Origin of the sequence: Streptomyces sp. GC420, assembly GCF_009916105.1 — a bacterium.
Taxonomy (GTDB): Bacteria; Actinomycetota; Actinomycetes; order Streptomycetales; family Streptomycetaceae; genus Streptomyces.
Genome location: NZ_JAAAXQ010000066.1, coordinates 1 through 26,747, shown reverse-complemented (window position 1 = coordinate 26,747; position 26,747 = coordinate 1). Strand labels below are relative to the sequence as shown.

Annotated in this window: 21 protein-coding genes and 2 pseudogenes; 16 read left to right on the top strand and 7 right to left on the bottom strand. The window is 69.0% G+C overall.

Going from position 1 to position 26,747, the window contains the following annotated elements:
* A pseudogene (locus GUY61_RS11335) lies at positions 1-612 on the bottom strand (N-acetylmuramoyl-L-alanine amidase); the annotation flags it as partial.
* Positions 613-841: 229 nt separating this feature from the next.
* Complete coding sequence (locus GUY61_RS40050) at positions 842-1,492, bottom strand: hypothetical protein (RefSeq protein WP_243766359.1); 651 nt, start codon at positions 1,490-1,492, stop codon at positions 842-844.
* 1,282 nt (positions 1,493-2,774) lie between these two features.
* Here GUY61_RS40050 and GUY61_RS11325 point away from each other — a divergent pair.
* Positions 2,775-10,433, top strand: a complete 7,659-nt coding sequence (locus GUY61_RS11325; RefSeq protein WP_243766362.1) for a DNRLRE domain-containing protein — start codon at positions 2,775-2,777, stop codon at positions 10,431-10,433.
* 95 nt (positions 10,434-10,528) lie between these two features.
* Positions 10,529-11,131: a DUF6461 domain-containing protein gene (locus GUY61_RS11320; RefSeq protein ID WP_166629971.1), complete on the top strand. Its 603-nt coding sequence runs from the start codon at positions 10,529-10,531 to the stop codon at positions 11,129-11,131.
* A 114-nt stretch (positions 11,132-11,245) separates the two neighbouring features.
* On the opposite strand, the pseudogene GUY61_RS11315 reads toward GUY61_RS11320, so the two are convergent.
* The 4 genes and pseudogenes from GUY61_RS11315 to GUY61_RS11300 form a co-directional block, all read right to left on the bottom strand.
* A pseudogene (locus GUY61_RS11315) lies at positions 11,246-11,428 on the bottom strand (IS5/IS1182 family transposase); the annotation flags it as partial.
* 606 nt (positions 11,429-12,034) lie between these two features.
* A complete protein-coding gene (locus GUY61_RS11310) occupies positions 12,035-12,505 on the bottom strand; it encodes a DUF5959 family protein (protein ID WP_166629970.1) in 471 nt (156 codons plus the stop codon).
* A gap of 210 nt (positions 12,506-12,715) precedes the next feature.
* Positions 12,716-12,916, bottom strand: coding sequence for a DUF397 domain-containing protein (locus GUY61_RS11305; protein WP_166629969.1), 201 nt, complete (start codon positions 12,914-12,916; stop codon positions 12,716-12,718).
* A complete protein-coding gene (locus GUY61_RS11300; RefSeq protein WP_166629968.1) occupies positions 12,897-13,751 on the bottom strand; it encodes a helix-turn-helix transcriptional regulator in 855 nt (284 codons plus the stop codon). The genes GUY61_RS11305 and GUY61_RS11300 overlap by 20 nt, the downstream gene beginning before the upstream one ends.
* A 137-nt stretch (positions 13,752-13,888) precedes the next feature.
* Between GUY61_RS11300 and GUY61_RS11295 the strand changes: the two genes are divergently transcribed.
* From GUY61_RS11295 to GUY61_RS11245, 11 genes are all read left to right on the top strand, one after another.
* Positions 13,889-14,092 (top strand): hypothetical protein, encoded by a 204-nt coding sequence (locus GUY61_RS11295; RefSeq protein WP_166629967.1) that lies wholly within the window; start codon positions 13,889-13,891, stop codon positions 14,090-14,092.
* The gene (locus GUY61_RS11290; RefSeq protein WP_166629966.1) at positions 14,092-14,649 is read left to right on the top strand and encodes an ATP-binding protein; all 558 of its coding nucleotides are present in this window, start codon (positions 14,092-14,094) and stop codon (positions 14,647-14,649) included. The genes GUY61_RS11295 and GUY61_RS11290 overlap by 1 nt, the downstream gene beginning before the upstream one ends.
* A 287-nt stretch (positions 14,650-14,936) precedes the next feature.
* Positions 14,937-15,365: a hypothetical protein gene (locus GUY61_RS11285; RefSeq protein ID WP_243766358.1), complete on the top strand. Its 429-nt coding sequence runs from the start codon at positions 14,937-14,939 to the stop codon at positions 15,363-15,365.
* A gap of 222 nt (positions 15,366-15,587) precedes the next feature.
* Positions 15,588-16,472: a hypothetical protein gene (locus GUY61_RS11280; RefSeq protein WP_166629965.1), complete on the top strand. Its 885-nt coding sequence runs from the start codon at positions 15,588-15,590 to the stop codon at positions 16,470-16,472.
* A 293-nt stretch (positions 16,473-16,765) separates the two neighbouring features.
* On the top strand, positions 16,766-17,287 hold the full coding sequence (locus GUY61_RS11275) for an SMI1/KNR4 family protein (RefSeq protein ID WP_166629964.1): 522 nt from the start codon (positions 16,766-16,768) through the stop codon (positions 17,285-17,287).
* Positions 17,288-17,360: 73 nt separating this feature from the next.
* Positions 17,361-18,029 carry a hypothetical protein gene (locus GUY61_RS11270; protein WP_166629963.1) on the top strand — a complete coding sequence of 223 codons (669 nt, stop codon included), beginning with the start codon at positions 17,361-17,363 and terminating at the stop codon, positions 18,027-18,029.
* Between the two features lie 63 nt (positions 18,030-18,092).
* Positions 18,093-18,626, top strand: a complete 534-nt coding sequence (locus GUY61_RS11265) for a hypothetical protein (protein ID WP_166629962.1) — start codon at positions 18,093-18,095, stop codon at positions 18,624-18,626.
* Between the two features lie 69 nt (positions 18,627-18,695).
* Positions 18,696-19,346: an RNA polymerase sigma factor gene (locus tag GUY61_RS11260; RefSeq protein ID WP_313896617.1), complete on the top strand. Its 651-nt coding sequence runs from the start codon at positions 18,696-18,698 to the stop codon at positions 19,344-19,346.
* An 89-nt stretch (positions 19,347-19,435) separates the two neighbouring features.
* Complete coding sequence (locus tag GUY61_RS11255) at positions 19,436-20,386, top strand: hypothetical protein (protein WP_208105829.1); 951 nt, start codon at positions 19,436-19,438, stop codon at positions 20,384-20,386.
* A 338-nt stretch (positions 20,387-20,724) separates the two neighbouring features.
* A complete protein-coding gene (locus GUY61_RS11250; RefSeq protein ID WP_166629960.1) occupies positions 20,725-21,414 on the top strand; it encodes an RNA polymerase sigma factor in 690 nt (229 codons plus the stop codon).
* Entirely contained in the window at positions 21,414-22,424 is a 1,011-nt protein-coding gene (locus tag GUY61_RS11245) for a hypothetical protein (protein WP_166629959.1), read from the top strand. The genes GUY61_RS11250 and GUY61_RS11245 overlap by 1 nt, the downstream gene beginning before the upstream one ends.
* 33 nt (positions 22,425-22,457) lie before the next feature.
* On the opposite strand, the gene GUY61_RS11240 is transcribed toward GUY61_RS11245, so the two are convergent.
* Positions 22,458-23,426: a peptidoglycan-binding protein gene (locus tag GUY61_RS11240; protein WP_166629958.1), complete on the bottom strand. Its 969-nt coding sequence runs from the start codon at positions 23,424-23,426 to the stop codon at positions 22,458-22,460.
* A gap of 356 nt (positions 23,427-23,782) precedes the next feature.
* On the opposite strand from GUY61_RS11240, the gene GUY61_RS11235 reads away from it, so the two are divergent.
* The 3 genes from GUY61_RS11235 to GUY61_RS11225 all read left to right on the top strand — a co-directional run bounded on the left by GUY61_RS11235 (position 23,783) and on the right by GUY61_RS11225 (position 26,650).
* A complete protein-coding gene (locus GUY61_RS11235) occupies positions 23,783-25,363 on the top strand; it encodes a methylmalonyl-CoA mutase (RefSeq protein ID WP_166629957.1) in 1,581 nt (526 codons plus the stop codon).
* Between the two features lie 97 nt (positions 25,364-25,460).
* Entirely contained in the window at positions 25,461-26,063 is a 603-nt protein-coding gene (locus GUY61_RS11230; protein WP_166629956.1) for a Uma2 family endonuclease, read from the top strand.
* A gap of 50 nt (positions 26,064-26,113) precedes the next feature.
* Positions 26,114-26,650: a gluconokinase gene (locus GUY61_RS11225; RefSeq protein WP_166629955.1), complete on the top strand. Its 537-nt coding sequence runs from the start codon at positions 26,114-26,116 to the stop codon at positions 26,648-26,650.
* Positions 26,651-26,747 lie beyond the last annotated feature (97 nt).

Sequence of the window (26,747 nt, the reverse complement as noted above, 5' to 3'; positions counted from 1 at the left end):
GGGTGGGACGGAACCGGTCGGCGCGCCCGAGTCGGTCGGCGCCGCCGAGTCGGTCGGTGTCGCGCTCGGCGTGGCAGCGTTGTCGGTGGGCGTGCCGGTCACCGGCGCGGGCGTGTCCGCGGGCGACGTCTCGGCAGCGTAGGCGACCGGCGCGAGTCCGGAACCGACGCTCTTGGTCTCGGCGGCCGTGACGCCCGGGTCGACGAGGCTGACCTTCAGTCCCTTCGGGAGCCCGGTCTCCGACGTACCGTCGGCCGCGACGACCCGCACCTCGACCCCGTCGGACGGGCCGACCCACAGCGGCTCGGAGCCGCCGCGCAGCCCCGGCTCCGGCTTCTCCGGCGGATGCGACTCGTCGGCGTCCAGGTCCTGCCAGTCGCCCCACTCGCCCGTCTCACTGCTGCGGGTACGCACCTGCGCGCTGCCGTCGAGCTTCTTCGCTGCGCCGGTCCAGGTGACGCCGAGCATCGAGAAGGGCTCCGTGCCGGTGCGCGGCAGCCCGCGTTTCCCGTTCCCGGTGTCCTTCAGCGTGATGTCGTGCACCCGCACCGGGCGCTTCGTGTTCTCGTCCCCCGCCTGTTCGCCGCCGGGACCGGCGACGGCGTATGTCACGACACCCCCGCCTCCCAGGACGACAGCCCCCAGCGTCAGCCATGCTCTCCGTTTCAGACTCAGCGGTCGGTACGCATGCGTTGTACGCGGGCTCAATGCCCCACCCTTCAGAAACCCTCAGAGAACTTCGAAAGTCTGTCTGCGGCACACCTGTCCCACAGGTCACCCGCTGTACCGAGCGCAGCCGGCTGACGAAACGTCACGGGTTGAGGTCGAACAGTGATTCAGATCACTCGGGGAGCGTGCCGGAGCAGGTGGCCCGGCCGAAGTCGCCCACGGCCGTCGCGCTTCTCACGTGTGCGCCGCGAATGGCGAGCGCACAGCGGGCCTCGCCGCCCCGCTCGCCGAGGGTGATGCTGATGACCGGCTCCTCGCCGAGCGGTACCTCGACCGTCTTCTTCCACGGCAGCCGGACGGCGGAAGCCGTGGCGGCCCTGTCCGCACTCCCCGAGGCGCCGATGGCGCGGTAGGAGATGTCCACCGTGCCGGTGCCGGTGACCTCGTAGGTCACTTCGGCGCTGGGTACGGCCTTCGGCTTCGGCGCCGCGGCTTCCTCGTCCGCGAACACGCCGTACAGCACGAGCCCGGCACAGGCGGCCAGCGCCACGCCGGCCACGACCAGCGCGCCGCGGTCCGAGCGCCGGCCTGCCCTCTTGGCGTCGGCTTCGGCGGCGGCATCGGCCTCCGTCTTGGTGTCGGCCTCGTCGTCCGCGGATTCGTTTTCCCTGGGAGGGCTACCGGCCTGGCGGCCGGATCCGGGCGAGTCGCCTTCGGCCCCGGCTTGCCCTGTGCCGAATTCCGCCTCGGAAATATCGGAGGGCGTTTCCCTGGAATTCGGCTCGTCTGGTGTGGATTCCTGATTCCGGGGCGCTGTGCCCATTGGTTCTTCCCCTCGGACGTGACATTGCTCGTTGCTGAGCCGGGTGTTTATACAGGGCCCAGGGCGGTGTTGGCCAGCGAGCGGAAATATCGGACACCGGCATGTCCTGTTCGTGATCAAGTGCGATCAAATAAGGGAGATGCGCCATCACTTGACGCTGCGTCGGCAAAGTGACTAGACCTTCGGCGCCGCTGCGTATGACCTTCCCGTTCCGGCAGGTGGAACGGGGTTTCGGCGGCATGTTTCGGTCACGACGCATGAGGAAAGGTTTGGCGTGAGACCCAGATTGGGCAGGGCAATAGCGTGCCTTGTGGTTTCCGCGGTGACGAGCTCACTGCTGCCGCAGGCCGCATATGCCGCGTCGGCCTCTGACGGTGACGGCGAAGGAATCGTCGACACGATCAAGGGCTGGTTCTCGGACGATAGCAAGGATTCCGGCAAGCCGCCGTCGCATGACGAGCTGGGGATTGCCGACCGGCAGAAACTCCGCAAGGGAAAGAAGGAACCGGCCGCCGAGCGGGTCAGGGAGCTGACCGGCAAGCGCACCGCCAACGCGCGCTTCTGGCAGCTGTCCGACGGCCGGATCGAGGCGGAGCTGTCGGCGGAGCCGACTTCCTACAAGTCCGGGAAGTCGTGGAAGTCCATCGACACCAAGGTGCGCTCCACCGAGGCCGCGAAGGCCAAGGGCTTCGAGTTCGCCAACACCTCGAACACGGGCAAGAGCTACTTCGGTGCCGATGCCGACCGGCTGATGCGGGTGACCGCCGTGGACGGCCGCACGGTCACGGTCGGCCTGCAGGGCGCGGACAAGAAGCTCGACCCCGTGACCAAGGGCAACACGGTCACCTACCAGGACGCCGTCTCCGGTGCCGACCTCGACTACGAGGTGGGCATGGGCCGGGTCAAGGAGAACATCGTCCTGGCCGAACGCCCGGACGGGCCGGTGAGGTTCACCTTCACGCTGGACACCGACGGGCTGGTGCCCAAGGCCCGCAAGGACGGGTCGATCGCGTTCTTCGGCGAGCTGCCGAACACGCCGGTCCTGGTGATCCCCGCGCCTTACATGACGGACGCGAAGAAGTCGGCGTCCTCGCCGTACGGCCATGCCTACAGCACCGAGGTCACCCAGAAGCTCACCAAGACCAGGGGCAAGGGTGATGGCTGGGAGCTGACGGTCACCCCGGACGCGAAGTGGCTCGCGTCCAAGGAGCGCCAGTACCCGGTGGTGATCGACCCGACGATCACGATCACGCCGGACACGGAGTCCGCCACCCAGGACACGATGGTCCTGTCGGACCAGCCGAGCGCCAACTTCGACTCCAGCTGGAAGCTGTCCGCGGGCAAGACCGACACCGGCACCTCCCGCTCCCTGATCAAGTTCCCGCTCGACGAGATCCCGGCCGGCACCGACATCGACACCGCCCGCCTGGAGATGTACTTCGACCAGGCGCACACCACCAACGGCAACGACGTCACCATCGGCGCCTACCGGGCGACCGGCACCTGGGACGAGACCACGGCGAACTGGTCCAACACCAGCGCCCTGGTCGGTGAGCTGTCCGGCACCAGCGTGCAGGTCGACGACGGGGACGCGGGCACCACGGCCGCGGTCGGCTCGTGGAACGCCGGGTCGCAGACGCAGTACGGGGTGGGGGGTGACTACCTCTACAACAAGGACTCGGTGACCACTGACACCTATACCTGGCAGCCGCGGCTGCCGGAGACGGCCTCCTACCGGGTGGACGCGCACTACGTGCAGTACTCGGACCGGTCCACGGCCGCCCCTTACACGGTGACGAGCAGCGACGGCACCGCCACCTACACCGTGGACCAGACGGCCGGTTCGGGAGGGGTGTGGGCCTCCCTCAAGGGCGGCTCGCAGATCAACTTCGCCAAGGGCACGGCCGGCAAGGTCGTCCTGGGGGACACGGACGCTTCGACTGCGGTGATCGCGGACGCGGTGCGCTGGGTAAATCCGGCGACCATCGTCAAGAACACCGGCGAGTACAACCAGTGGCACAAGTTCCCGGTCACCGACACGGTCCAGAAGTGGGTCAGCGGCACCGCGGCGAACCACGGCTTCGTGCTCAAGGCCGCGGACGAGTCGGCGACCGCGCCGACCGGCGGCCCGCGCTACGAGGCCGGTGACGGCATCGCCACCTACGGCGGCGAGACCTCGACACTGCCCCGGCTGACGGTCACCTACGGCAAGGTCGGCACCACGCTGAACTCGCCGACCGTCGTGCACTCCACCGGCCCGGAGCTGTCCTGGAAGGCGTACTCCAACACCACCGGCGACAGCGGCCTGAACATCGCCGAGTACCAGCTGCACCGCTCCACGCAGCAGGCGTTCACGCCCTCGGCCGCGACCCTGATCGCACCCATCGACAAGGCGGCCACCGCCTACACCGACACCACCGCGGTCCCGACCCCGGACTCGTCGCCCGACGAGATCGGAAAGTCGTACTACTACCAGATCGCGGTCAAGACCCAGGACGGGCAGCTTCTCGGCTCGCCGACCCGCACGGTCGGCATCCCCAAGGCCGGCCGCACGATGAAGCTGATCCAGGGCACCTCCGCGGTCACCGACACCACGCTGTCCTCCGCGCAGCCGACCACCAACCAGGACACCATCCAGTCCTGGGGCGTCGGCCAGAAGTGGCTGAGCGTGGGCAACAACTCCTCCACGTACGGCAAGACGCGTGCGGCGATGAAGTTCACCACCAGCGACATCCCGACCACGGCCACCGTGCTGGAGTCCCGGATGTTCATGTGGGGCGCGGAGACCACCACCGGCACCAACGGCGCGATCTACGAACTCCACGGACTGACCCGCGACTTCGCGGAGACCACCGCCACCTGGAACAACGCCAACTCCAGCACCGCGTGGACCACGCCCGGCGGCGACCACTCCGCGACCGTCTCCGACACCGTCGCCCAGGTCTCCGAGGTCGGCCGCCACTGGTGGGATGCCACCTCTCTCACCCAGGGCTGGATCAAGACGCCGACCAGCAACAAGGGCGCCATGGTCAGGCTGAAGGACGAGTCCACCACCGGCCCGCAGGAACGCACCCTGTTCCTCGCCTCGGAGGCCGCCGACTACCAGCTCGGCCCGCTGCTTCGCGTGATCTACGTGGACTCGACCACCGAGGACACGTACTACGCGCCGCAGACCCCGGCCCGGATGACCCCCAACTCCACCTACACGGTGGAGTTCACGGTCACCAACACCACGTCCTCGGCGTGGGCGACCGGTGAGCGCGAACTGTCGTACACCTGGAAGCTGCCCGACGGCACGGACGTCACCACCGGCGGCAACCAGCTGAAGACGGCGATCCCCGCGCTGCTGCCGGGCAAGTCGGCCACGATCCAGGCCCAGGTCGCCACCCCGATCAACTCGGACTCCGGCAACAAGCGCAACGAGTACGTGCTGGGGTGGGACGTCCGGAAGATCTCGGACGGCACCTGGCTGTCGGCCGGCACCGGCGGCATCCCGGCGCTGAAGCAGAACGTGGCGGTCGAGGACCCGACCTCCAACACACTCGGCCTGGAGAAGTTCTACTCCTACACGGGGAAGAACACCGGCGCGGGCTCCACGGTGATGAACAACCTTGCGGCCGGCAACAGCGTCTGGTCGTACAACGCGTTCACGAACCCCGGCCGCGGCCTGACGACCTTCGCACGCTTCTCGTACAACTCGCTGGACACATCCGACACGGTGCTCGGCCACGGCTGGTCCGGGCAGGCGGCCGGCCCGATCCGCCTGGGCGCGCCGCTGGACTTCCACCCGAACCCCAACCCGACCGAGGTGCGCCTCCCGGACGGCGACGGTACGACGCACGTCTTCCGCTGGGACGCCGCCAACAGCGTGTGGAAGGCACCGGCCGGTGTCCACTACAAGCTGGACGCGAAGGCGGGGCTGGACTGCAAGCCGACCAAGGACCCGGTCCCGGACGCCTGGACGCTCACCCGCCCGGACGGCACGCGGTTCCTGTTCGGCTGCGACGGCTACATGACGTCGGTCGTGGACAAGAACGGCAACACGCAGACGTACACGTACGAGGAGCGCAAGTCCAACAACAAGCCGACGAAGTTCCTCGAGTACATCACCGACCCCGCGGGACGGCAGTCCCTGACGGTCGACTACTTCGAGAAGGGCGACGCGTCGTACGACTACATAGACGACACGGGCGCCAAGGTCACGGGTTCGAACCTGACCAACTCCAAGATCTACGACCACGTGAAGTCCATGACGGACATCTCGGGCCGCAAGATCTCGTTCTACTACACCACCAAGGGTCTGCTCGGCCAGTTCGTGGACGGTGACGGCTCCTCGCAGCCGAAGGTCTTCAAGTTCACCTACGACGCCACCCAGGGCAACAAGAACGTCAAGCTGGTCAAGGCCACCGACCCGCGCGGCAGCGCCACGGACATGGCGTACTACGCGCCGCAGGCCGGTGACGACCCGAAGTACCACTGGTGGACCAAGACGATCACCGACCGTCTGAACGGCACCACCGGCTTCACCTACAAGGCGAACACCACCAACACCGAGTTCACCGACACCAAGGTGACGGACGCCGAGTCGAACGCCACGGACTACGTGACGGACGACTTCTCCCGCCCGGTCCAGACGACCAACGCCAAGTCCCAGACCACGAGGATGAGCTGGGACGCGGACAACAACGTCACCTACCTGGAGGAGGCCAACGGCGCCAAGACCGCGTACTGCTACGACCAGAAGACCGGCTACCCGCTCTGGCAGCGCGACGCGGAGAACAACAAGACCGGCGTCCCGCCGTCGAGCGACTGCGCGCCGGGCACCTACCCGGCCAACGCCCAGAAGTACGAGTACCAGACCCGCCTGGACGGCTTCTCGGCCGACCTGTGGCGCAAGACGTCGCCGGAGGGCCGCGCCTGGCAGTTCGGCTACGACACCTTCGGCAACCTCAAGACGGTCACCGACCCCAAGGGCGTCGCCACGACGGCCACCCCGGACGACTACACCACGCGGCACGAGTACGACGCCTACGGCCAGCCCACCCGGACGATCGACGCCAACGGCAACGCGACTGTCAACAGCGACTTCGGGCCCACCGGCTACCCGGGGAAGATCACCGACGCGCTGGACCACGCCACCTCGTTCGTCTACGACGAGCGCGGCCAGGTCGGAGAGGTGACCGACGCTCTGGGCAAGAGGACCACGCAGACCTATGACGTCTACGGGCGTCCGCTGGTCAACACGGTCCCCAAGGACCAGTCCGCGGGCGTTCTCATCACGACGCCGGCGCAGGTCTACGACGCCAACGACAACGTCACCGCGGTCACGGCGCCCAACGGGGCGGTCTCCACAGCGGTCTACGACGCCGCGGACCAGATGACCTCTGTCGTCGAGCCGAAGGACACGGGCACGTCGGGCGAGCGGCGGACGGTCTACGCGTATGACAAGGTCGGCAACCTGAAGTCGTCGACGGAGCCCAAGGGCGCGCTGACGACGGGCGATGCGTCCGACTACGTCACCACTCACACGTACGACGCGATCAACCAGCTCATCTCGGTCGTCAACGCGGCCGGTGACAAGATCTCCTACGAGTACGACAACGTCGGCAACGTCGTCACGGTCGTCGATCCGAAGAAGAACGCGACCGCCAACACCACCGACTACACCACCAAGACCGCCTACGACCTGAACCACAGGGCCACGACGGTCACGGACGCCGCCGGCAAGACCACCAAGCGGTCGTACGACAAGGACTCGTTGGTCGTCTCCACCACGGACGCGGACAACAACACCACGACCGTCACTTACGACGAGCGTGGTCAGCGGACCGAGGTCAAGATCCCGCACACGGGCACCAGCCCGAACATCACCTACCGGACGACGAAATACGAGTACGACCAGGTCGGCAACACCACCAAGGTGATCACCCCGCGTGGTGTCGACACCGTCGAATCAGCCGACTTCACGCACCGGAGCGAGTACGACAAGCTGAACCGCCCGGTCAAGCAGTTCCAGCCGTACGACCCGGCGGACCCCCGCTACAACAACCCGAACGTCTACACCCAGACGTTCTACGACGAGGTGGGCCGGGTCTCCAGGACCTCTCTGCCGCCGTCGGCAGGCCAGACTGTCCGCAACGACACAACCTACTCCTACTTCGACAACGGGTGGGTCAGGTCGTCCACGGACCCGTGGGACATCGTCACCAGGTTCGACTACAACGACATGGGCCAGCAGACCGCCCGGACCCTGACGTCGGCGGGTGGTTCGTCCAGCCGCACGATGGGATGGTCGTTCTACCCGGATGGCAAGCTCGAGTCCAAGACGGACGACGGTGTTCCGGTCGGCAGCGCCGTGGTGCTCGTCGACAACTCCGACACCCAGAACACCAGCTCCACAGGCAGTTGGACCAAGGGCAGTACCACCGGCCAGCAGGGCTACGACCACGAGGTCCACGCTGCCGGGACGGGGACGGACGCGTTCACCTGGACGCTCAACATCCCCAAGGCGGGCACCTACACCGCCTACGTGAAGTTCCCGCAGGTCCCCGGAGCCGCCTCGACCGCGAAGTACACGGTCACGCATTCCGGCGGCACGACGGACAAGACGATCGACCAGAACACGGACCCCGGTACCTGGGTTCCGCTCGGGTCTTTCGCCTTCGCCCAGGGCAACGCGGCCAAGCTGCAACTGTTCCAGAACAGCGGCGGGAAGGCCGTCGCCGACGCCGTCAAGCTGGTGCGCGACAACAGTGGCGAGACGGACACGGAGAAGCACCACTTCTCCTATGCGTATGACGTCAACGGCAACCTCACCTCGATCGACGACACCTCGTCCGGGGCGCGGATCGATGCCTACACCATCACCTACACCGGCCTCAACCAGGTCCAGAAGGTGACCGAGGCGCTCGCCGGCCAGGAGAAGAAGTCCGTCTCCTACACCTACGACGCCAACAACCAGCCTGAGACGGTCACCCACCCCGACCAGTTCTCGAAGTACACCTACGACGTGCGCGATCTCGTCAGCACGGTGTCGGTCGGGAAAACTCCGACGGATGCCTCGCCCAAGATCACGTCGTACACCTACACCGACCGCGGTCAGGCCCTGCGCCAGACCAAGGCCAATGGCAACACCGTCGACCACACCTACTTCCTCGACGGTGCGCTGAAGTCCACGACGGAGAAGAAGTCGAACGGCACGCTCGTCTCCTCGCACACCTACGCCTACGACGCAAACGGCAACACGGCGCAGGACGTGGCGAAGAAGATGAACGCCGACAACCACGCGGCGTACCTCGACTCCACCACGAACTACACCTACGATCCCGTGAACCGGATCACCCAGGCGGTCAAGACGGGCACGGGTGCGGGAACCGACACGTACGTGCACGACGACAACGCCAATGTCGTCAGCCAGACGGTCCAGGGCAATCCGACGACGTTCACGTACGACCGCAACCGGCTGCTGAGCTCGACGGCCGGCGGGACCGAATTCCGGTACAACTACGACCCCTTCGGTCGCCAGGAGTCGGTCACCTCGGGCGGGGCCGTCGTGGAGCGGAGCGTCTATGACGGCTTCGACCACGTCATCGAGTCCCAGAAGCAGGGCGCGGGCGGCGCGATGGAGTCGACGACGTTCACGTTCGACCCGCTCGACCGTACGGCCACGAAGACGGCGGACGGCAAGACGACGACGTTCAACTACCTCGGCCTGTCCGGTGAGGTACTGGGTGAGGAGGTCGCCGGCCGGCTGATCAAGTCGTACCAGTACAGCCCGTGGGGCGAGCGTCTGTCGCAGATCACGCACAACACCGACGGCACGACCGTGGACGGCTACTACGGTTACAACGGTCACTCCGACGTCGAGACCGTCACCGACGGGAACGGCGACACCAAGGCCACGTACGGCTACACGGCCTACGGATCGAGCGTCGAGTCCGAGTTCACCGGCCTCGACAAGCCGGACACCGCGAACCCGGCCAAGGAGCCGTACAACCCGTACCGCTTCAACGCCAAGCGCTGGGACGCCCAGTCCGGCACGTACGACATGGGCTTCCGCGACTACAACCCGGGCCTGAATCGCTTCACCACCCGGGACATGTACAACGGCGCCCTGTCGGACATGAGTCTCGGCATCGACCCGTACACCAGCAACCGCTATTCCTTCACCGGTGGCAACCCGACCAGCCGGGTCGAGATCGACGGGCACTTCGCGATCGCGCTCCCGGTGATCATCGTGGCGGTCGTCGTCGTGGCCGCGCTGGCGACCGACGAGGTGGCCAGCGAGCAGGCCGGCCGGCCGAGTCTGCTGGACAACCTCGGTGACGCCATCACCTCGACGGCGGAGGGGATCCGGGATGCGGTCGAGCAGGCCGGGCAGGACGACCCGGAGCCGGAGCCTACGCAGACGCCTCGTGGTCCGCGGGTAGACACCGGCAGCGACGACGACAGCGGGTCGGCTCCTACACCGGCGCCGCAGGCCGTCCCCCAGGGGCTGACCGCCCCCCAGTGGGACGAGGCTGTGGACCAGTGCCAGGAGGACCAGGGGCTCAGCGAGGGCGAGTGCCGCGATCTGCCGATCTTCGTGGTCGACGGCAAGCGGACGCCGCAGATCGCCATCAACGACGCCTCGGCCATCGCGAGCGGAAAGCCATGGCTCCTGCACACCATGCGGGACAAGGCCGCGGCCGAACTGAACCGTGAGCTGGCCGGTTGCAAGGCCGCGTGGACGGGCCCGGGCTCGTGCGACGAGTACCCCTTCGCCTCCACCTTCCAGGGCGGTATCGGTGCGCAGACCATGGGTGTTCCGAAGTGGGAGAACGACCAGCAGGGCCGTGACATGAGTGCGTTCCTCAGTCGGAATCGCATGAAGCGAGGAGATCCATTCCTCGTATGGGTCATCAATGTCCGTCAGGAGAACGGAAATTGGGTCGCTGGCTGACCGGCGAACCGCTCTGATCGCTGATTGACTCACCTTGAACGGGTCCGTAGAGTCACCTTCTTCGGACCCGTTCTCATATTCATCGCGAGGTTGAAATGACAGGTCAGGGTGGAGATTTCTCCTGGGTCGCGGAACTCGAGCAGGATTACATCGTTCCCACGGTCTGCCTGATCGAAGGCGTCGACCCGGACGAGGTGATCAGGCGTTTGGGCGCTGATCCCGCGACGGCGAGAAGTATGACGGTTCGCGAGACCGTCGATTTGGCGGCGTCCGGCGAGCGCGAATTCGTCGGCGTGGGGCGAACGGCGGGAATTTCCTGCACGGTCGAGAGTATCGGATATGTCACGGCGGTGCCCGGTGTGCTGCGCGACCTGTCCCGGGGGGGCCGCGCGTTCAGCGTGCGTTTCGACGTGAACGGTGCCGACAGCGTCCACTACGCCGTCGACGGCGACCTGGTCGTGTACGCGGAGCCGTACGGGGCCGTCGAGTCCCTGCGCCCCGGGGATCCTCGCTGGGACGTGGCATGGAGCGAGGGACTGTTCAACGAGGAGGGCCAGTGGGGGCCGAACATCCTCGCCCTTGCAGAGAGTGTCATGGGAGCACCGGTTCCCCCTTCTCTCTTCACCGAGCCGCTGGCGACGGTGGAGCTTCCCTCGGCCGCCCGGTACGCGGGAACGTTCCACTGGGACATCCCCTGAGCCGGAAACCCTGACCGGCCCGGCCCGTGCGACCCCCGTGCTCCGGTTCCCCCGGACGCGCGGGGATCGCCGTCGTCGTGGCCTTGCGTTCGTAGCGGCGGTGGAGCCGTCGGCAGCCAGCCAGGACACGGTTCGCTCGACCACCCAGCGGTGCCGTCCCAGCCGCTGTGAAGACTCGACACCCTTGCGGGCGATGCGGTGGCGGATGCCACGTCGACGGAGCCATCGGCGCAGGCGGTCGTAGTCGTAACCCTTGTCCGCGTGCAGTCTCGCAGGCCTCCGGCGCCGGGGCGATCGTCATCCCTGTCTCCGCTCCGGCTGCGTGGCGCGGATGCACGGAGAGGGGGGTCATGGCGGGAGACGCCACCGCTGTACTGCGCTCCCTGAGGATTACAAGAAACTCGTGGAGGTGTTCGGGGTGGGAGAATTCTCGGAATTAATTCGGCTCCTTTCCATCGAAAGTACGGGGCAGTTCGATCTGGTTCACGCCTGGAAGGCGTACCTCGACGACAGTCCGACGGAAGGCCCCGACCCCGACCTCAAGCCCTATCAGCTGTACCGACCTGATCGACGTGGTCTCATTCCTTGGGCTTTTAGCGAGATGGAGTGCAGCTACTTCTGGTTGGCCTCTGCAGGGGAAGATCCGGAAAGTTGGCCCACAGTCGCACGGGAAACCCATACCCCTGGCGTGAGGCGCGTGTCTCCACCTCCGAGTTCATCTATCGTGTGCTGACAGACTCGGAGTTCGAGCCGTTCTCGATCGCGAGGCTGTTCCCGAAGCCGGACTTTTTTCCGATCAATCCATTGGTGTGAGCAGGTAAAGTCCGAACGGTTCCATGTGATGATTGCTGCCCGGGTGCTACTGAACTTGAAAGCGTGATGTCGGCTGCTTGGATCAGGTGGTCACCGCTTGCGATTGGGGCTCCACTCGTAGGTTCCTGGGGCCGTCTCGATGACTTCGCGGGGCCAGGCCTGCCGGACCTGTTCCAGGCGCCTGCAGTGCTCCGCGATCCAGTCTCCCTGGGGTCGGATTCCCAGTACCGTCGTAAGGCGGTCCGGGTCGCTGACCTGGATCGAGAGCCAGCCGTCTTCGTGTACGCGGATGTCGAGGCTCAGGCCGCGGTCTCCGCCGATGCCGGCTGTCTGACCTGGCCCCAGGTTGGACAGCTCCTGCTCCCAGGAGTCCAGGTCATGCTGGAAGAGGTATAGGTCGAGCCGGGCGTCGACGAAACTCGCGGAGGCGAGTACGTCCGCGTGCAGGATGTCGTGTCCGGTCAGCACGCCCGGCTGGAACCGTCCCGTGACGCGCACGATGCAGCGATCCCCATCCGGATCGGCCAGGTGGATAAGGTCCATCGGGGCGTGCTGCGTCATGAAGTTGCTCGCTTCCGTGCGCTGGTGTGGGCTGCATCGTCTCCTGTCGCCGGACGAGCGACACAGCCAGAACCCGGCATGGAGGAGTCACGTGCCCAGGGTCAAGCCGGTACCGGCGAGACAGCTGTCGATCACGTCCGGCCGGTACTTGAGCGTCTTGAGCCGACGCTTGACCGCGCGAGTTGGGCAGTACATGCAGCCCGTCGGCGGTTACGCCTTGACGGCCGTGACGAAGGCGGCCCAGGCGCGGGCGGGGACCACGAGGAGGGGGCCGTCCGGCACCTTGGAGTCGCGGACGGGGACGACGCCGGGGAAGCCGTCGGCGACCTCGACGCAGTTCCCGCCGTCACCGTTGCTGTAGGTGCTCTTGCGCCATACAGCAGTGCTCAAGTCAACCCGGTTGCTTGCCATTTCGGTAATCACCAGCCGCTTCCTCGATCAGGGCGAGGGACGCCTCAGGCGGTAGTGCGGCGGCCCTGAGCCGATCGTATGCCTTGCGGTACAGCTTCACGAGGGCCGGATCGTCGATGGTGTCACCGCTGTACTGGGACTCCAAGTAGACCAGGGGCGGGGCATCCGGGAAGGCCATGACTGTGACCGCGCCCATCATGAGCGGATGCGCGCCGCAGTTCCCCGGAAGAATCTGTGGAACGATTCGGTGTCGCCTCGTCAATGCTGTGATGCGATCCAACTGCTCGGCCATGTCTTTCGGCGGAAGGATCGGTTGGCGCAGCAGTGACTCCGGCAGGATCGCCCAGTACTCAGGGATGTTGTGGTCGTCCTCGAACAGGTGGGCCCGTGCCATTCGGGCAGTGATCTTCTCGTCGACATCCTCACTCGGCGCCAGTGGGTGCGCCGCTCGTACGATCGTCCGCGCGTACGCCTCCGTCTGCAGCAGACCGGGAATGAGCGTCGGGCTCCACTCCTCGATCGTCTCCGCGTGCTTCTCCGCCTCCAGCACCCGCTCGAAGTACTGGGCGTGCCCCCGCCTCCTCGCCCTCCGTACGTCCTCGCACCGCCGTGTGAAGAAGCCGTCCGTCTTCAGCACTCGGTCCACGTGCTCCGCCAGCTCCGCCGGCATCCGCCGCTCGCCGCGCTCGATCTCGCTCAGATGGCTCTGCCCGTAGAAGCTGCCCTCGACCAGTTGCTGGAGGGTGAGCCCGGCTTCCTCCCGCTTCCAGCGCAACTCCTTGCCGTAGAAGGTGGGGACCCCCGCTGACCCGTCAATGTCCCTGCGTCGTGCCATCGTTCACTGCCCTTTCCCAACTGCGCGAGGGATTCACGCCGTTCACGGCCGGGATTCCGAACCCCTTTCACGGTAGGGCCTGGCACGCCACTGTGTGAGTGATTCGTCACAGAGCGCACAGGAAGGCCTGCCCCCACATGCACGACCACACCGACGCTGACGAGTGCGTCGACCAGCTCCGCGCCGCCCTCGCCGCCCACGGCATCACGCTGCCGTCCCTCGGCATCGACCTGCCGGCCTTCGCGGCCCGCGGCCCCGCACGGCCGCTGGTCGCGCTGGGCAACTGCAATCCGACCACCGCCCGTGCCCTGGTCGCAGCCCTGCGCAAGGGGATCGCCTGATGGGGGCGCTGCGACCGCTGACCCTGGAACTCCTCGCCACCGCGAAGGCCGTGCCCGAGATCCGCCGCACCGTACGTGAGCACATCGGCGCCCCGTGCGCCGACCTCCAGCTGTGCGTCAGCGAACTGCTCACCAACGTCGTCCGCCACCTCGGCGACGGCGTGCCGGTCACGGTCCGCGTCGCCCGCGCCGTGGACGGCCGTACGCGGCTGGAGGTCACCGACCCCGATCCCCGCGCATCTCCCGTCCTGTGCCGGGCCGCCGCTGACGACGAGACCGGCCGCGGGCTCGCCCTCCTCGACGCGGTCGCCCTGTGCTGGGGCGTGGACCAGGGGCCCGGCACCAAGACCGTCTGGTGCGAACTGCCGACGGGGGCGGCGGCTCCCGCCCTGGTGGACCCGCGCGGGGGAAGCCCCACCGCGCACGGCGTGCCGAAGGCCGATCCCGACGGCCTGAAGCGCGGCTCCTCCGTTCCGTACCGCTTCGGCGAGACCGTGGCGGTCGACGGTCGGCGCCTGGACACCACCGGACCGGTCGCCCATCCCGACACCTTCTGATCTGCTTCGGTAGACCGCTCCTTCGCTGATGTGCGTCTGCGAAGGGGCGGCTGTGTCGAGGTCGTGCGGGCGGACGGCTCATTCGTGCCGCCGCCGAGGTCGCGGGGGTCTCCTCATCCAGTCGCTCGCGCGGACGTTCGACGCTTGCAAAAGGTTGTGTGTCTGCTGTGATCCTTCTGTATGGGAACCGTCACGCCTGCGGCCTGTGACGTCTGCGGCCGGGGCCGCGCTGGGCCGATGGGAGGGCGGAAACCGCCCTCCGCGACGCGGCCCGAAGGGGTGGGAACATGCCCGGAGACGAGAAGCAGAGACCGACCGCGGGCGCGATGCGACATGAGGCCGTCGCGTTCGTCACCAGGGTGACGGCGCGGAATCGGCTGCCGCTGGACTACTCCGTGGCCAGCCTGCGAGTCGTCGACTTCGTTGTCGACGGGCTGAGGAAGGGCAAGGCGGACCGGGAGCGGGTGGCCGGGACGCTGTTCGGGCTCGGGGTGTACGTCGGTGAGGTGCTGGTGCGCCGGGCGGGGGCGGTGTGGGTCGACTTCGACGCCGATCAGCAGGCGTACTTCGGGCAGTCGGTCGGGGTGCGGATGCCGGACGGCCGGGTGTGGAATCCGCTGGGCAGGGTCGTGAACCGGTACGAAGTAGGGCGGGAAGAGTCGTTGCAGACGTTCTATTTGCTGCTTCACGGTCGGATACGGCAGAGGGCTTCCTGACGCGGGATGCCTGTATTCGTGTGCGTGAATGACTCCGCTCGGAGCAAACGGCAGAAACCTGGGCGCGCGCGGCGATCGGCCGTCTCTGCGTTCGCGTCCCCCTCGGCGGCGCCCGCCGCCGAGATGTCCGCGGCGCCTGCCGACCGGTCCCCGTCCGAGCCCACCTCCCCCGGATCGCCGTCGGCCGGCGCGCGCCCCTGCATGACATTGAGGAAGAGGTCCATGCGAACCCGTTTCAGGTACGCCGCAGTGGTTCTGCCGCTCTCGCTCTCGCTTGCCGCCTGCGGCGCGGTGGAGGAGGACGGCCAGGGGGAATCGGTGGGGGCCGGCCGTCCCGGGGCGACGGGGTCCTCCGAGCCCGCCGAGGGAGACCTCAAGGGCCCGGAGTCCCCGGAGGACTTCCTCGACCTCGCGGCGAAGGCGATGGCGGAGGAAGGCGCCTGGACATTCTCCGTCGAGGGCCAGGAGGGGGTGACTCTTCAGGGGCAGAAGAGCGCCGCCACCTACCGGGCCACGGTCCGGCGCGGCATGGAGCCGGAGGCGCTGCATTCACAGGGGGCGAGCACCAGCAACAAGGGCACCACGAAGAACGAGGAGATCTATGTCGTCGACGGCACGGCGTACCTGAAGGACGGCAGTGCGCCCTGGAAGAACGCGCCCGCCTCCGAGCCCGAGATGCGGAACAAGATCGAGGATCCGATCGAGGTGATCGAGTACTTCCGCGAGTACGTCCGGACCGCGGGCGACGACGTGACGCTGAACGAGGCGGACGGAACGATCCGGCTCCGTGTCGGCACCGACCGGCAGAAGCTGACCGCCGTCCGGGACCGGGCGTGGGCGGAGAAGGCGCGACGGGAGTTCGCCCCCACCGCCGACCAGCTCCGCAAGGCCCGCATCCCGGTGAACGATGCCCAGTTGACCCTGTCCGGTCTGGAGGAGGTGCTGGTCCTGGATGCGGCGACGTACCGGATCAGGAGCCACCGGCTCCAGTTCGGCTTCCTCGTCCCGTACGACGGCGGCCAGGAGATCGTGTACGAGCAGGACGTACGGCAGCGGAACGAGGGCGCTTTCGACGGGAAGATCGAACTCCCCGCCGGAGTGCGCTGACCCGGCCGTGGCCGGCGGTCCGCCCGCAGGCGTTCCACCGGCCGGGCGATCCGCGCCTGCGGCCTGTGCGCCGCACCGCCCATCCTGGCCGCCGGTCTGTACGCGGTCGCGGCCCTCATGCCGGCCTCGAGCCTTCCGGCCGTCGGTGTTGAGGCGACTTTGACGAGCGATCCCGACACCGTTCAGGTGGGAATGGCCGAATACGGACGTAGCGGGGTCGTGGACACTTTCTCCCGCACTGGGGTCAACCCCGAGAGCGGTAGTGGTTCGATGCGTTGGAAGGGGCGGAGTTTATGGCAACGCTTTCGGAGATCCAAGCCCTGTTGGGTGAGCCACGGTTCAACTGGTCGGATCCGGCGCCGTGGATCGGGATGGAGCAGAAATTCGGTATCGAGTTCCCTGCGGACTTCCGTGAGATCGTGAACGCCTACGGTTCGATCGCGATCAACGGGCAGTTGTATCTGGAGCACCCTGCCGGCCATCTTCTGCACAGTCTGGGAGAAACCATCTGGGGGGATCTCGAGTTCTGGCGCGACGAGGACATGGCGGAGTTCCTGCCCGGTCCGGTAGGGGCGGATCCCGGTGAGTTGATGCCGGTGGCGTCGGCCACGACCGGTGAGTGGGTGTTCCTCCGCGTTCCTGATGAACCCTCGGCGCCCTGGCGCATCCTGGTCCAGGAGCTCGACAGTCCGGCCCACACTCTCTACGAGATGACGTTCAGCGAGTGGTTGCTGGCTTATCTCAGGGGTGAGGACGTGACGGTGTGTTCTCGCAACTTCGCGACCGACCGCCCGTTCTGGGAATCCCTTCCCTGAAAATGATCACGGTGGTATCTCCCGTTCTGGTAACAAGGGGTACCACCGCCAGCCTTCGAAGCAGGTCGAGCCGATGCCCGAATCCCGAGAACCCGTCACCGCCGACGACATCCAGCTCGCCGTGCGTCTCGCCGTGTCGGCGCTCAGGAAGACCATGAACGCCGACTGGAGCGTCAAGGCCGGGTCGCTGGAGTGGGACTGCCGGGAGACGGCCGAGCACCTGGTGGACGACCTCTTCGCGTACGCCGTGCAACTGGGTCCGTCCGAGCCGCCGTTGGACGGTGAGGTGCCGCTGCTGTGGAGCAGGCGGCGCGAGGGCGGGCCCGCCAACTCCGTGTGGCCGGACCCGGCGGCCGGGGTCGCCGGTCTCCTGCAAGTCCTGGAGGCGAGCGGGGCGTTGCTCGCCTCCATGGTGCGGGTGACACCGCCCGGTGTCCGCTCGTACCACGTGTTCGGCGTCTCGGACCCCGAGGGCTTCGCCGCCATGGGGATCGTCGAGACCCTGGTGCACACGCACGACCTGGCGCTCGGTCTTGGGCTCGACTGGGAGCCGCCCGCGGATCTGTGCGGGCGGGTGCTCGAGCGGCTGTTCCCCGACGCGCCGGCGGACACGGAACGCTGGCCGACGCTGCTGTGGGCCACCGGCCGGGGGGAGTTGGGCGGACGCGAACTGCGCACGTCCTGGCGCTGGTTCGGCGAACCACCGGGCGCCGCGCGTCAGCGCAGTGTGACGGCACGGTGACGATTGCCGCATCCGCTGCGGTAAGTGGAGGAGAAGACTCCTCCACGAAAGGTGCGGCGGACGATGGCGCAGGAGCACGAGCGGACGGAAGTCGCCTACGGCGAGGGCTGGGACGCGGAGAGCGGGGCGGTCGTCGGGCCCGTCGACGCGGCGACGGCCCGGGCCCGAGACGTCGTCGGAGCGTGGTACGTCGCCGTGCTGCGCGAGCCGTCGCGGCCCCACCCCGTCGCCGTGCTGCACGTGGGCTGGGAGCACCACTACCTCGGACTATGGACGTTCGCGGCGGACGGGCGCCGCGTGCTGGAGGCGGACCTGCGGCTGGAGGACGGGCGGCTCGTGGTCGCCTTCGCACGGGGGTGGGGGGCCGGCGGTCTGGACCTGCCCGCCGGGGCGGCGGTCGAGGCGCCGGAGTTCGGGGACTGGGACAGGCTGGTGGCGGACGTTGCGGAGGCGGTGACGGACGGAGCCGCGCGGGTGCGGGTCGGGGAAACCGGTGCGGTGGCGGTGGCGGTGGTCCCGACCGCACGACCCCGGCGGCGGATATTGGGTACGGTGTGGACCCTCTGGCGTCGAAGCGTCTGGCGACCTGTGCTGTGACGTCCCGTGTAGTGACCGTTCTTTGGCTTTGGCTGTGACATTTCTTTGGCTGTGAGCGCTGATGTGTGCGTGAGCAAGGGGGGCGGGCAGCGGAGCGACGCTGAGCTGGGGGCCGCCGTCGAGCGGGCTCAGCAGGGCGACGAGGAAGCCTTCGCGGTCGCGTATCGACTGGTACAACCCAGATTGCTCGGATATGTACGCGGGCTGGTGGGCGAGGACGCCGAGGACGTGACCTCGGAGGCGTGGCTGGCCATCGCCCGCGACCTCGGACGCTTCCGCGGGGACGGTGCCGGATTCCGCGGCTGGACCGCGACCATCGCCAGGCACCGCGCGCTGGACCACCTGCGGCGGCAGAAGGTGCGCCCGCGCGCCACCGCGCAGGAGCAGGACCTGCTGGAGGTGCCGGCCCTGCAGGACACCGCCGGCGAGGCCCTGGAGACGCTGTCCACGGAGCAGGCGCTCGCACTCATCGCGACGCTGCCCCGCGATCAGGCGGAGGCCGTACTGCTGAAGGTCGTCGTCGGGCTGGACGGACCTGCGGTCGCGCGGGTGCTCGGGAAGAGGCCGGGAGCCGTGCGTACCTCCGTTCACCGCGGACTGAAGAGGCTCGCCGAGCGGCTGACCTCGCAGGATGCCGCCAAGGGGGCCGCGAAGGGCACCATGCCGGAAACCGGAACTGTGACATCTGAGTCGCCGCGCGCGCTGGGGGATTCGAGATGACCGCACACCGGCCCCCTACCGGCCCCGCCGACGAACCCCGCGCCTTCCGGCCGCCCGCAGCGCCCGGAGGCGGCGGGGCGGTGTCCGGAGTGCCCGAGATGCCAGAGAAGGGCCGAGAGATCGAGGCGACAGCACAAGCGGCCGGGGCGGCGGGCGGGCCGGACGGTCCGGCGGCCGCCGCGACGGCCGATCCCGCGACCCGGGTGGACGCGCTGCTGGGCGCCGCCGCCCGGCCGGCCCCTGTCGACCCGCGGGCCGAGCGGAGGGCCGTGGACGCCTTCCGCGCGGCCCGCGAGGCGGGAACGCTCGGGGCGACGGCGGGCCGCACACGCCGCAGGGACGACTGGCGGCCGGTGGTGCCCGTGCGTGAGCGGCGCTCCGTCAGGGCCGTGATCGGTGCCCTGGCCGCTTCCGTGGCCCTCGGCGGCGTCGCCGTCGCGGGCGGTGCGCTGCCCTTCGGCGGGGACGGCTCCAAGGGGCCGGCCAGGACGCCCGGCAGTTCCACCACCGGCCCGGCCACCGAGGACCCGGCGACCGGCGGGCCCGCCGGGACTTCCGGTCCCTCGCCCTCCGCGTCCCCGGAGCCCTCGGAAGCTTCGCCCTCCGCCTCCAGCGGCGCCGCGGCGAACGGACTGCTCGGGCTGTGCCGTGCCTACGAGAACACGGGTGGCAAGGGCAAGTCCGCCGAGCGACTGGTGGAGGCCGCGGGCGGCGAGGACGCCGTGGCCGGCTACTGCGACGCACTTCTCGCGGAGGAGGACGAGCAGCCGGGCGGGACGAAGGCCCCGGCCGCGACCCCGTCTACGGGGGCCACCAAGTCCAAGAACCCGCGCAGCAACGCCAGCGGCGGCGGTGACGGGAACGGCAACGGGAATGGCGGCTCCAACGCCAACAGCGGCGGAAGCGCGAACAGCGGCGGATCGAACGCGGCAAGCGGCGGATCGAATGCCGCCAGTGGCGGGGCCAACGCGGCCAGTGGCGGGTCGGGCAAGGGGAATGCCAACGGAAACGCCGGCAGCAGTGGGAACGCCACGAGCTGACGCGTGCCGTTCGAGCGTTTCGTACGGCACGGTGAGCCATGAGACGGTTTCGGCCATATGCCGGCCCCGTGGGGCGAACCCTGACATGAAGGACGGCCGGGGCCGCCACCCCCCACAGGAGAGGCCCCGACCGTCGTTCAGGTACGGGCCGCGCGGCGACCCGTACTTCCTTCAGCGCCGGGAGTGCGCTTTGTGTCACACCCCGCCGTCCCGCACGCTGGTTGCACGTTGTACAAACATGGACGGGGGCTGTTTTTGGCCGTACCGTGCAGATTCGCGTGCCATGGCCGGGCGTGTGCTGGGGGACGAAAACTCCGAGTTGGGACGGACATAAGGTTGTGCTGGGGGACGACGCGGAGCTGACCGCCGCAGTGCTCGCGGCTCAGAACGGGGACGAGACCGCGTTCCGGGCCGTGTACCGGGCCGTGCATCCGCGCCTGCTCGGCTACCTGCGCACGCTCGTGGGCGAGGCGGACGCCGAGGACGTGGCCTCCGAGACCTGGCTGCAGATCGCCAGGGACCTCCAGCGCTTCAGCGGGGACGCGGACCGCTTCCGGGGCTGGGCGGCCCGCATCGCCCGCAACCGGGCCCTCGACCACGTGCGCATGCGCGGCCGGCGCCCCGCCGTCGGCGGCGACGAGAGTGAACTCACCGGAAGGCCCAGCGCCTCCGACACCGCCGACGAGGCGATGGAGGCGCTCTCCACCGGCCACACCATGGCCTTCATCGCCCAGCTCCCGCAGGACCAGGCGGAGGCGGTCGTGCTGCGCGTCGTCGTGGGCCTCGACGCGAAGAGCGCGGCCGGGGTCCTCGGCAAACGGCCGGGCGCGGTACGCACCGCCGCGCACCGCGGACTGAAACGCCTCGCCGAACTCCTCGGCGCCCAGGACGGCGCGGGGGGCGGCGCGGGAGGCGGAACCCACGGCCCCGGTCCCGGTCCCATACCGTCACAACGCGACCCGCGACGCGGAGCCGTGCGGTCCGGTGGTGTGACGGAATGGCGCATGAGGACGCAGAGGGATGTGTGATGGCCGACGAGCGCAACAAGTGGCTCGACAGGAAAGCGGTGGAGCAGTTGCTCGCGGGCGCGTCCGTCGAGCTGCCCGCTGACGCCGACGAGCACTCCCGCGCTCAGGCCCACCGGCTCCGTACGGCCCTGGACAGCGTTGTCGCCGGGAGGCACGCCGCCTGCTCCGGATCCTTCGACGGAGAGATGCCGGGGGAGAAGGCGGCCCTCGAGGCCTTCCGGGAGAGCCGCGCCGCCGCCCCGGCGGGGACGGCCCCCGTACCGCCGCCGGAACCCCGCCCTCGCTGGCGCCGCCCGGTCCGGGCCGTGCTGGCCGTGGCCCTGGCGGGCTGCACCCTCGGCGGGGTCGCCTACGCGACCGGCGGCGGGGCGCTGACGATGCCCTTCTCCGAGGACGGGAGGACCCCGAGCCCCGGGGCCACCGTCTCCACCGCCGTCACCCCGGGACCGCTCGTGACGCGGCCGCCCGGTGGCGCGCCGTCCGGCGGCGCGGACAGCGGACCCGCGGACGGCAGCGGCGGCGGGGACGGCAGGGGCGGCGCGGAGACGGGGACGGGCCGCGACGCCTCGCCCGGCGCGGGCGCACGGCGGCCGGACGGCTCGGCGGGCCCGGCAGGCCCGGACGGCGAGTGGCCCGGCGCCGACGGCACCGGCGACGGGGCCGCGGAGCAACTGCGCGGGGCCGTGGCGGCCGGACTGTGCGAGGACTACCGCAGGGAGGGTCCGGAGGGACTCCGGGACCGCGACCGGGACGCGCTGCGCCGGCTCGAACGGGCCGCAGGGGGCGCGGACAAGGTGGCCGGTTACTGCGCGCGGGTCCTCACCCGGGAGCGCGTCGACGGACAGGACGAGGGCCCCGGCGGCGGCGAGGGCCCCGACGGGGACGGCGGATTCGGCGGCGGCGCCGGGGACGACACGCACGACGAGGGGCTCGGTGCGCCGGGCGCCGCGCCCGCGGACTCCGCCCCGGACGGCGGCGCAGGGCTCACCACGCTGCTCGTGTCCCTGTGACCACAGCTGTTCGCCGCTCGGCTCGCCTCACCGTCACTCACCCCAGCACCGCCCTCTGACCTGCGATTTTCTGGAATTTCCGAGAAAGCGGCCGCGAGGTGTGACGTTTCTGGCCCCGGAGACGCAGTATGGAGTGAGCCGACTGGTCATCGGCCGCGCAAGAGCCGGGGTTCCCCCCGTACCTACGGCTCTGCGCATCCGGCGCGGGCGGGGCACGTTCCCCCGGCCCTGCCCGCGCCCCCAACGCAGAGAACGGCCGCGGCTGAAGAACATCGCGTACGGCATCGGGGTGTCGTACAGCGTCGAGACGTGGTCCCGGCTCTTGAAATCGACCTTGAAGATGCCCTCGCGGGTCGGGGTGTTCTCCGAACCGAAACGCACGTCCATGGCGGAGACCACCTTCCCGTCGATCATCCACGCCAGGGTGCGGCTCTCCTTGCTGATGCAGAGCACCCGGCCGGTCATGCAGCGCGCGTCCGGCGCGTCGAGCTCCAGGCTGGTCGGCGGGCGCAGTTCGTTCTCCGTCGGCCGGTGCGTGGCCGAGGTCAGCGTCCGCCAGGTCGTCTCGTCCACGGAGCCCGTGGCCGTGAGGCCCTTGCCGCTCTGGAAGGCCCTGACCGACTCCGAGGTGATCGAGCCGTAGAAGGCGGTCGGGCTGCGCTTGAAGTGGCCGAGCTGACGCAGCCGCGCCTGGAGCTCGCGCACCTGCTCACTCTCGGTGCCCTCGGCCATCATGATCTTCGGCTTGGCCGCGGCGTCAGGACCCGGGCTCTTCGGGGAGCCCTTCGAGGGCTTCCCCGACGGCTTCCCGGAGGCGGCGGGCTTGTCGTCGGAGCCGTCCGAGCCGTCGGCGGGAGAGGCCGGGGCGGACGACCGGACGGGCGAAGCACTGCCCGTGACCTCACCGCCCGCCTCCGTGGTCCTGCAGCCCACGGCTCCCGCGGCGATGGCGGCGGCGGCGAGGCCGGCCGCCAGTGTTCTCCTCAGGGTGTAGGTGCGCATTCGTTTCCCCCGTTGTGAAATGTGTTTACCCAAATGCGTGCACCTAATGGATGCTCCGCGGGCCCGAAACGTTGCCGACGCCAGGACACAACTGCATCACGGAAGGGCCCTGGGGCACTGTGGAGGAGAGCACTCTGTGAGGAAGGTCCCAGCCTGCGGGCCTCCACCGGCCGCAGGGCCACCGCTACAGTCCGTGGCGAGGGTCCGATCTTCACGGCGAGCGGTCTCGCCGCTTCACCGCATCAACCTCACGTCGCTTCACTGCATCAACTTCACGTCGCGTCGGCCACGGCTCCGGCCCCGGCTACGGCGGGCGGTTTCATCGGGATCACGGGATTCATCGGGAGGCACAGCCAATGGCGCGCGAGTCGGAGTCGGGACTGCCCATCGAGCCGGTGTACGGGCCGGACGCGCTCGAAGGCTGGGACCCCGCAGAGAAGCTCGGCGAGCCGGGCAGGTACCCCTTCACGCGGGGTGTGTACCCGTCGATGTACACCGGGCGTCCTTGGACGATGCGGCAGTACGCGGGTTTCGGCACGGCGGTGGAGTCCAACGCCCGCTACAAGCAGCTGATCGCCAACGGCACGATGGGCCTGTCGGTGGCCTTCGACCTGCCCACGCAGATGGGGCACGACTCGGACGCGGCGATCGCGCACGGTGAGGTCGGCAAGGTCGGTGTCGCGATCGACTCCGTCGACGACATGCGGATCCTGTTCGGCGGCATCCCGCTGGACAAGGTCTCCACGTCGATGACGATCAACGCGCCGGCCGCCATCCTGCTGCTGCTCTACCAACTCGTCGCCGAGGAGCAGGGCGTCAGTGCGGACAAGCTGACCGGCACCATCCAGAACGACGTGCTCAAGGAGTACATCGCGCGCGGGACGTACATCTTCCCGCCCAAGCCCTCGCTGCGGCTGATCGCGGACATCTTCAAGTACTGCAAGGCCGAGATCCCGAAGTGGAACACGATCTCGATCTCCGGCTATCACATGGCCGAGGCCGGTGCCTCGCCCGCGCAGGAGATCGCGTTCACCCTCGCCGACGGCATCGAGTACGTGCGTACGGCGGTCGCCGCGGGCATGGACGTCGACGACTTCGCGCCCCGCCTGTCGTTCTTCTTCGTCTCGCGGACCACGATCCTGGAGGAGGTCGCGAAGTTCCGCGCGGCCCGCCGGATCTGGGCGAAGGTGATGCGCGACGAGTTCGGCGCGAAGAACCCCAAGTCGCTGATGCTGCGCTTCCACACCCAGACCGCGGGCGTCCAGCTCACCGCCCAGCAGCCCGAGGTCAACCTGGTGCGCGTGGCCGTCCAGGGCCTCGCGGCGGTGCTCGGCGGCACGCAGTCGCTGCACACCAACTCCTTCGACGAGGCCATCGCCCTGCCCACCGACAAGTCGGCCCGCCTCGCGCTGCGCACCCAGCAGGTCCTGGCGTACGAGACCGACGTGACCGCCACCGTCGACCCGTTCGCGGGCAGTTACGTCGTCGAGAAGATGACCGACGAGGTCGAGGCCGCGGCCGTGGAGCTGATGGGCAAGGTCGAGGACCTGGGTGGGGCCGTCGCCGCCATCGAGCACGGGTTCCAGAAGAACGAGATCGAGCGCAACGCCTACCGCATCGCCCAGGAGACCGACTCCGGCGAGCGCGTCGTCGTCGGCGTCAACCGCTTCCAGCTCGACGAGGAGGAGCCGTACGAGCCGCTGCGCGTCGACCCCGCCATCGAGGCCCAGCAGGCCGAACGCCTCGCCGGGCTGCGCGCCGAGCGCGACCAGGCCGCGGTGGACGCGGCGCTGACGGCGCTGAAGAAGGCCGCCGAGGGCGAGGACAACGTCCTCTACCCGATGCGCGACGCCCTGCGCGCCCGCGCCACGGTCGGCGAGGTCAGCAACGCCCTGCGGGAGGTCTGGGGCACCTACGTGCCGACCGACGCGTTCTGAGCCGCCGGGCGGGGCCCCTCGATCGGGTGATCTCCGGCCGAACGCCGGAGCCGGCGGTTACGATCGGTGGACAGTGAGCTTCCGAAAGGAGGATGCCGTGGCCGTAATACAGCACGAGCGCGAGCTGACGATCGGCGAGGCCGCCGATCAGCTCTCCCGTGCGCTGCCTGGGCACCGCGTGGAGATTCTCCAGGGGAGGCTCACTGTGACACCGCCGGCCGATGGGGCGCGCGCCAGGTCGCTGACGTGGCTGACCGAGGAGTTCTTCAAGGCCGGGGCGCGGGGGAAGGCAGGGGTCGAGTACGTCCAGGCGATCGGCCTGTGGCTGCCCAGCGGGCCGGACGACTACGCGATCCCGGATTTCTCCGTCGTCGAGGACGACTTCCTGGACGCCTTGGTGGAGAAGAACTGCTACGCACCCCACGTCTTCCGAATGGTGCTGGAGGTCACGTCGTCCAACTGGTCCGACGACCTGGGGCCGAAGGTCAACTGCTACGCGCAGGCCGGTGTCCCGGTCTATGTGGTGGCAGACCGCAGGCACGACAGGGTCGTCGTCTACACCGACCCGAAGGACGGCGACTACCAGACCCGCTCGACGTACAAGCGGGGGACGTCCGTGCCCCTTCCGCCCTCGGTGGGCGTCGAGCCGGAGCTCTCGGCGGACCGGCTGCTCGACTCGGTGGGCCGCGCCGGCCGTTGACCCGGTCGCTCGGCGGCAGGCTCTTGAATACGTCGTACATATCGCGTTGCATGTCGGCCATGCCGCATGCCAACCCCGTAGTCGTCGTCATGGGTGTGTCCGGGACGGGCAAGACCACCCTCGGCGCCGTTCTCGCCGAACGCCTCGGTGTCCCCTACGCCGAGGCGGATGATTTCCACTCGCCGGGCAACATCGCCAAGATGGCCTCCGGCCGTTCCCTCGACGACGCCGACCGCGCGCCGTGGCTCGACGCCATCGGCGCCTGGGCCTCCACCCACACCCCGCCCGCCGGAACCGGCGGCACCGTCACCTGCTCGGCGCTCAAGCGCGCCTACCGCGACCGGCTGCGCGCCGCTGCTCCCGGGCTGTTCTTCGTCCACCTCACCGGCGACCGGCAGCTGATCACCGACCGGATGACCGCCCGGCAGGGGCACTTCATGCCCGCGGCGCTGCTCGACTCCCAGTTCGCCACCCTCGAACCCCTCCAGGACGACGAGGCGGGAGCGGCGATCGACATCGCCGCCGACCCGGACACCGTCGTACGCCGGTGCCTGGACGCCGTACGGCGGTACCGGTCCGGCCGGTAGGCGTACGGCGGTACCGGCTGGCCGAACCTCGTGGCCCTCGCGGGCGCTCCGAGCGGGGGCGGTTCCGGGCGGGCCGGGCGGACGCTCGTCCCCGGCC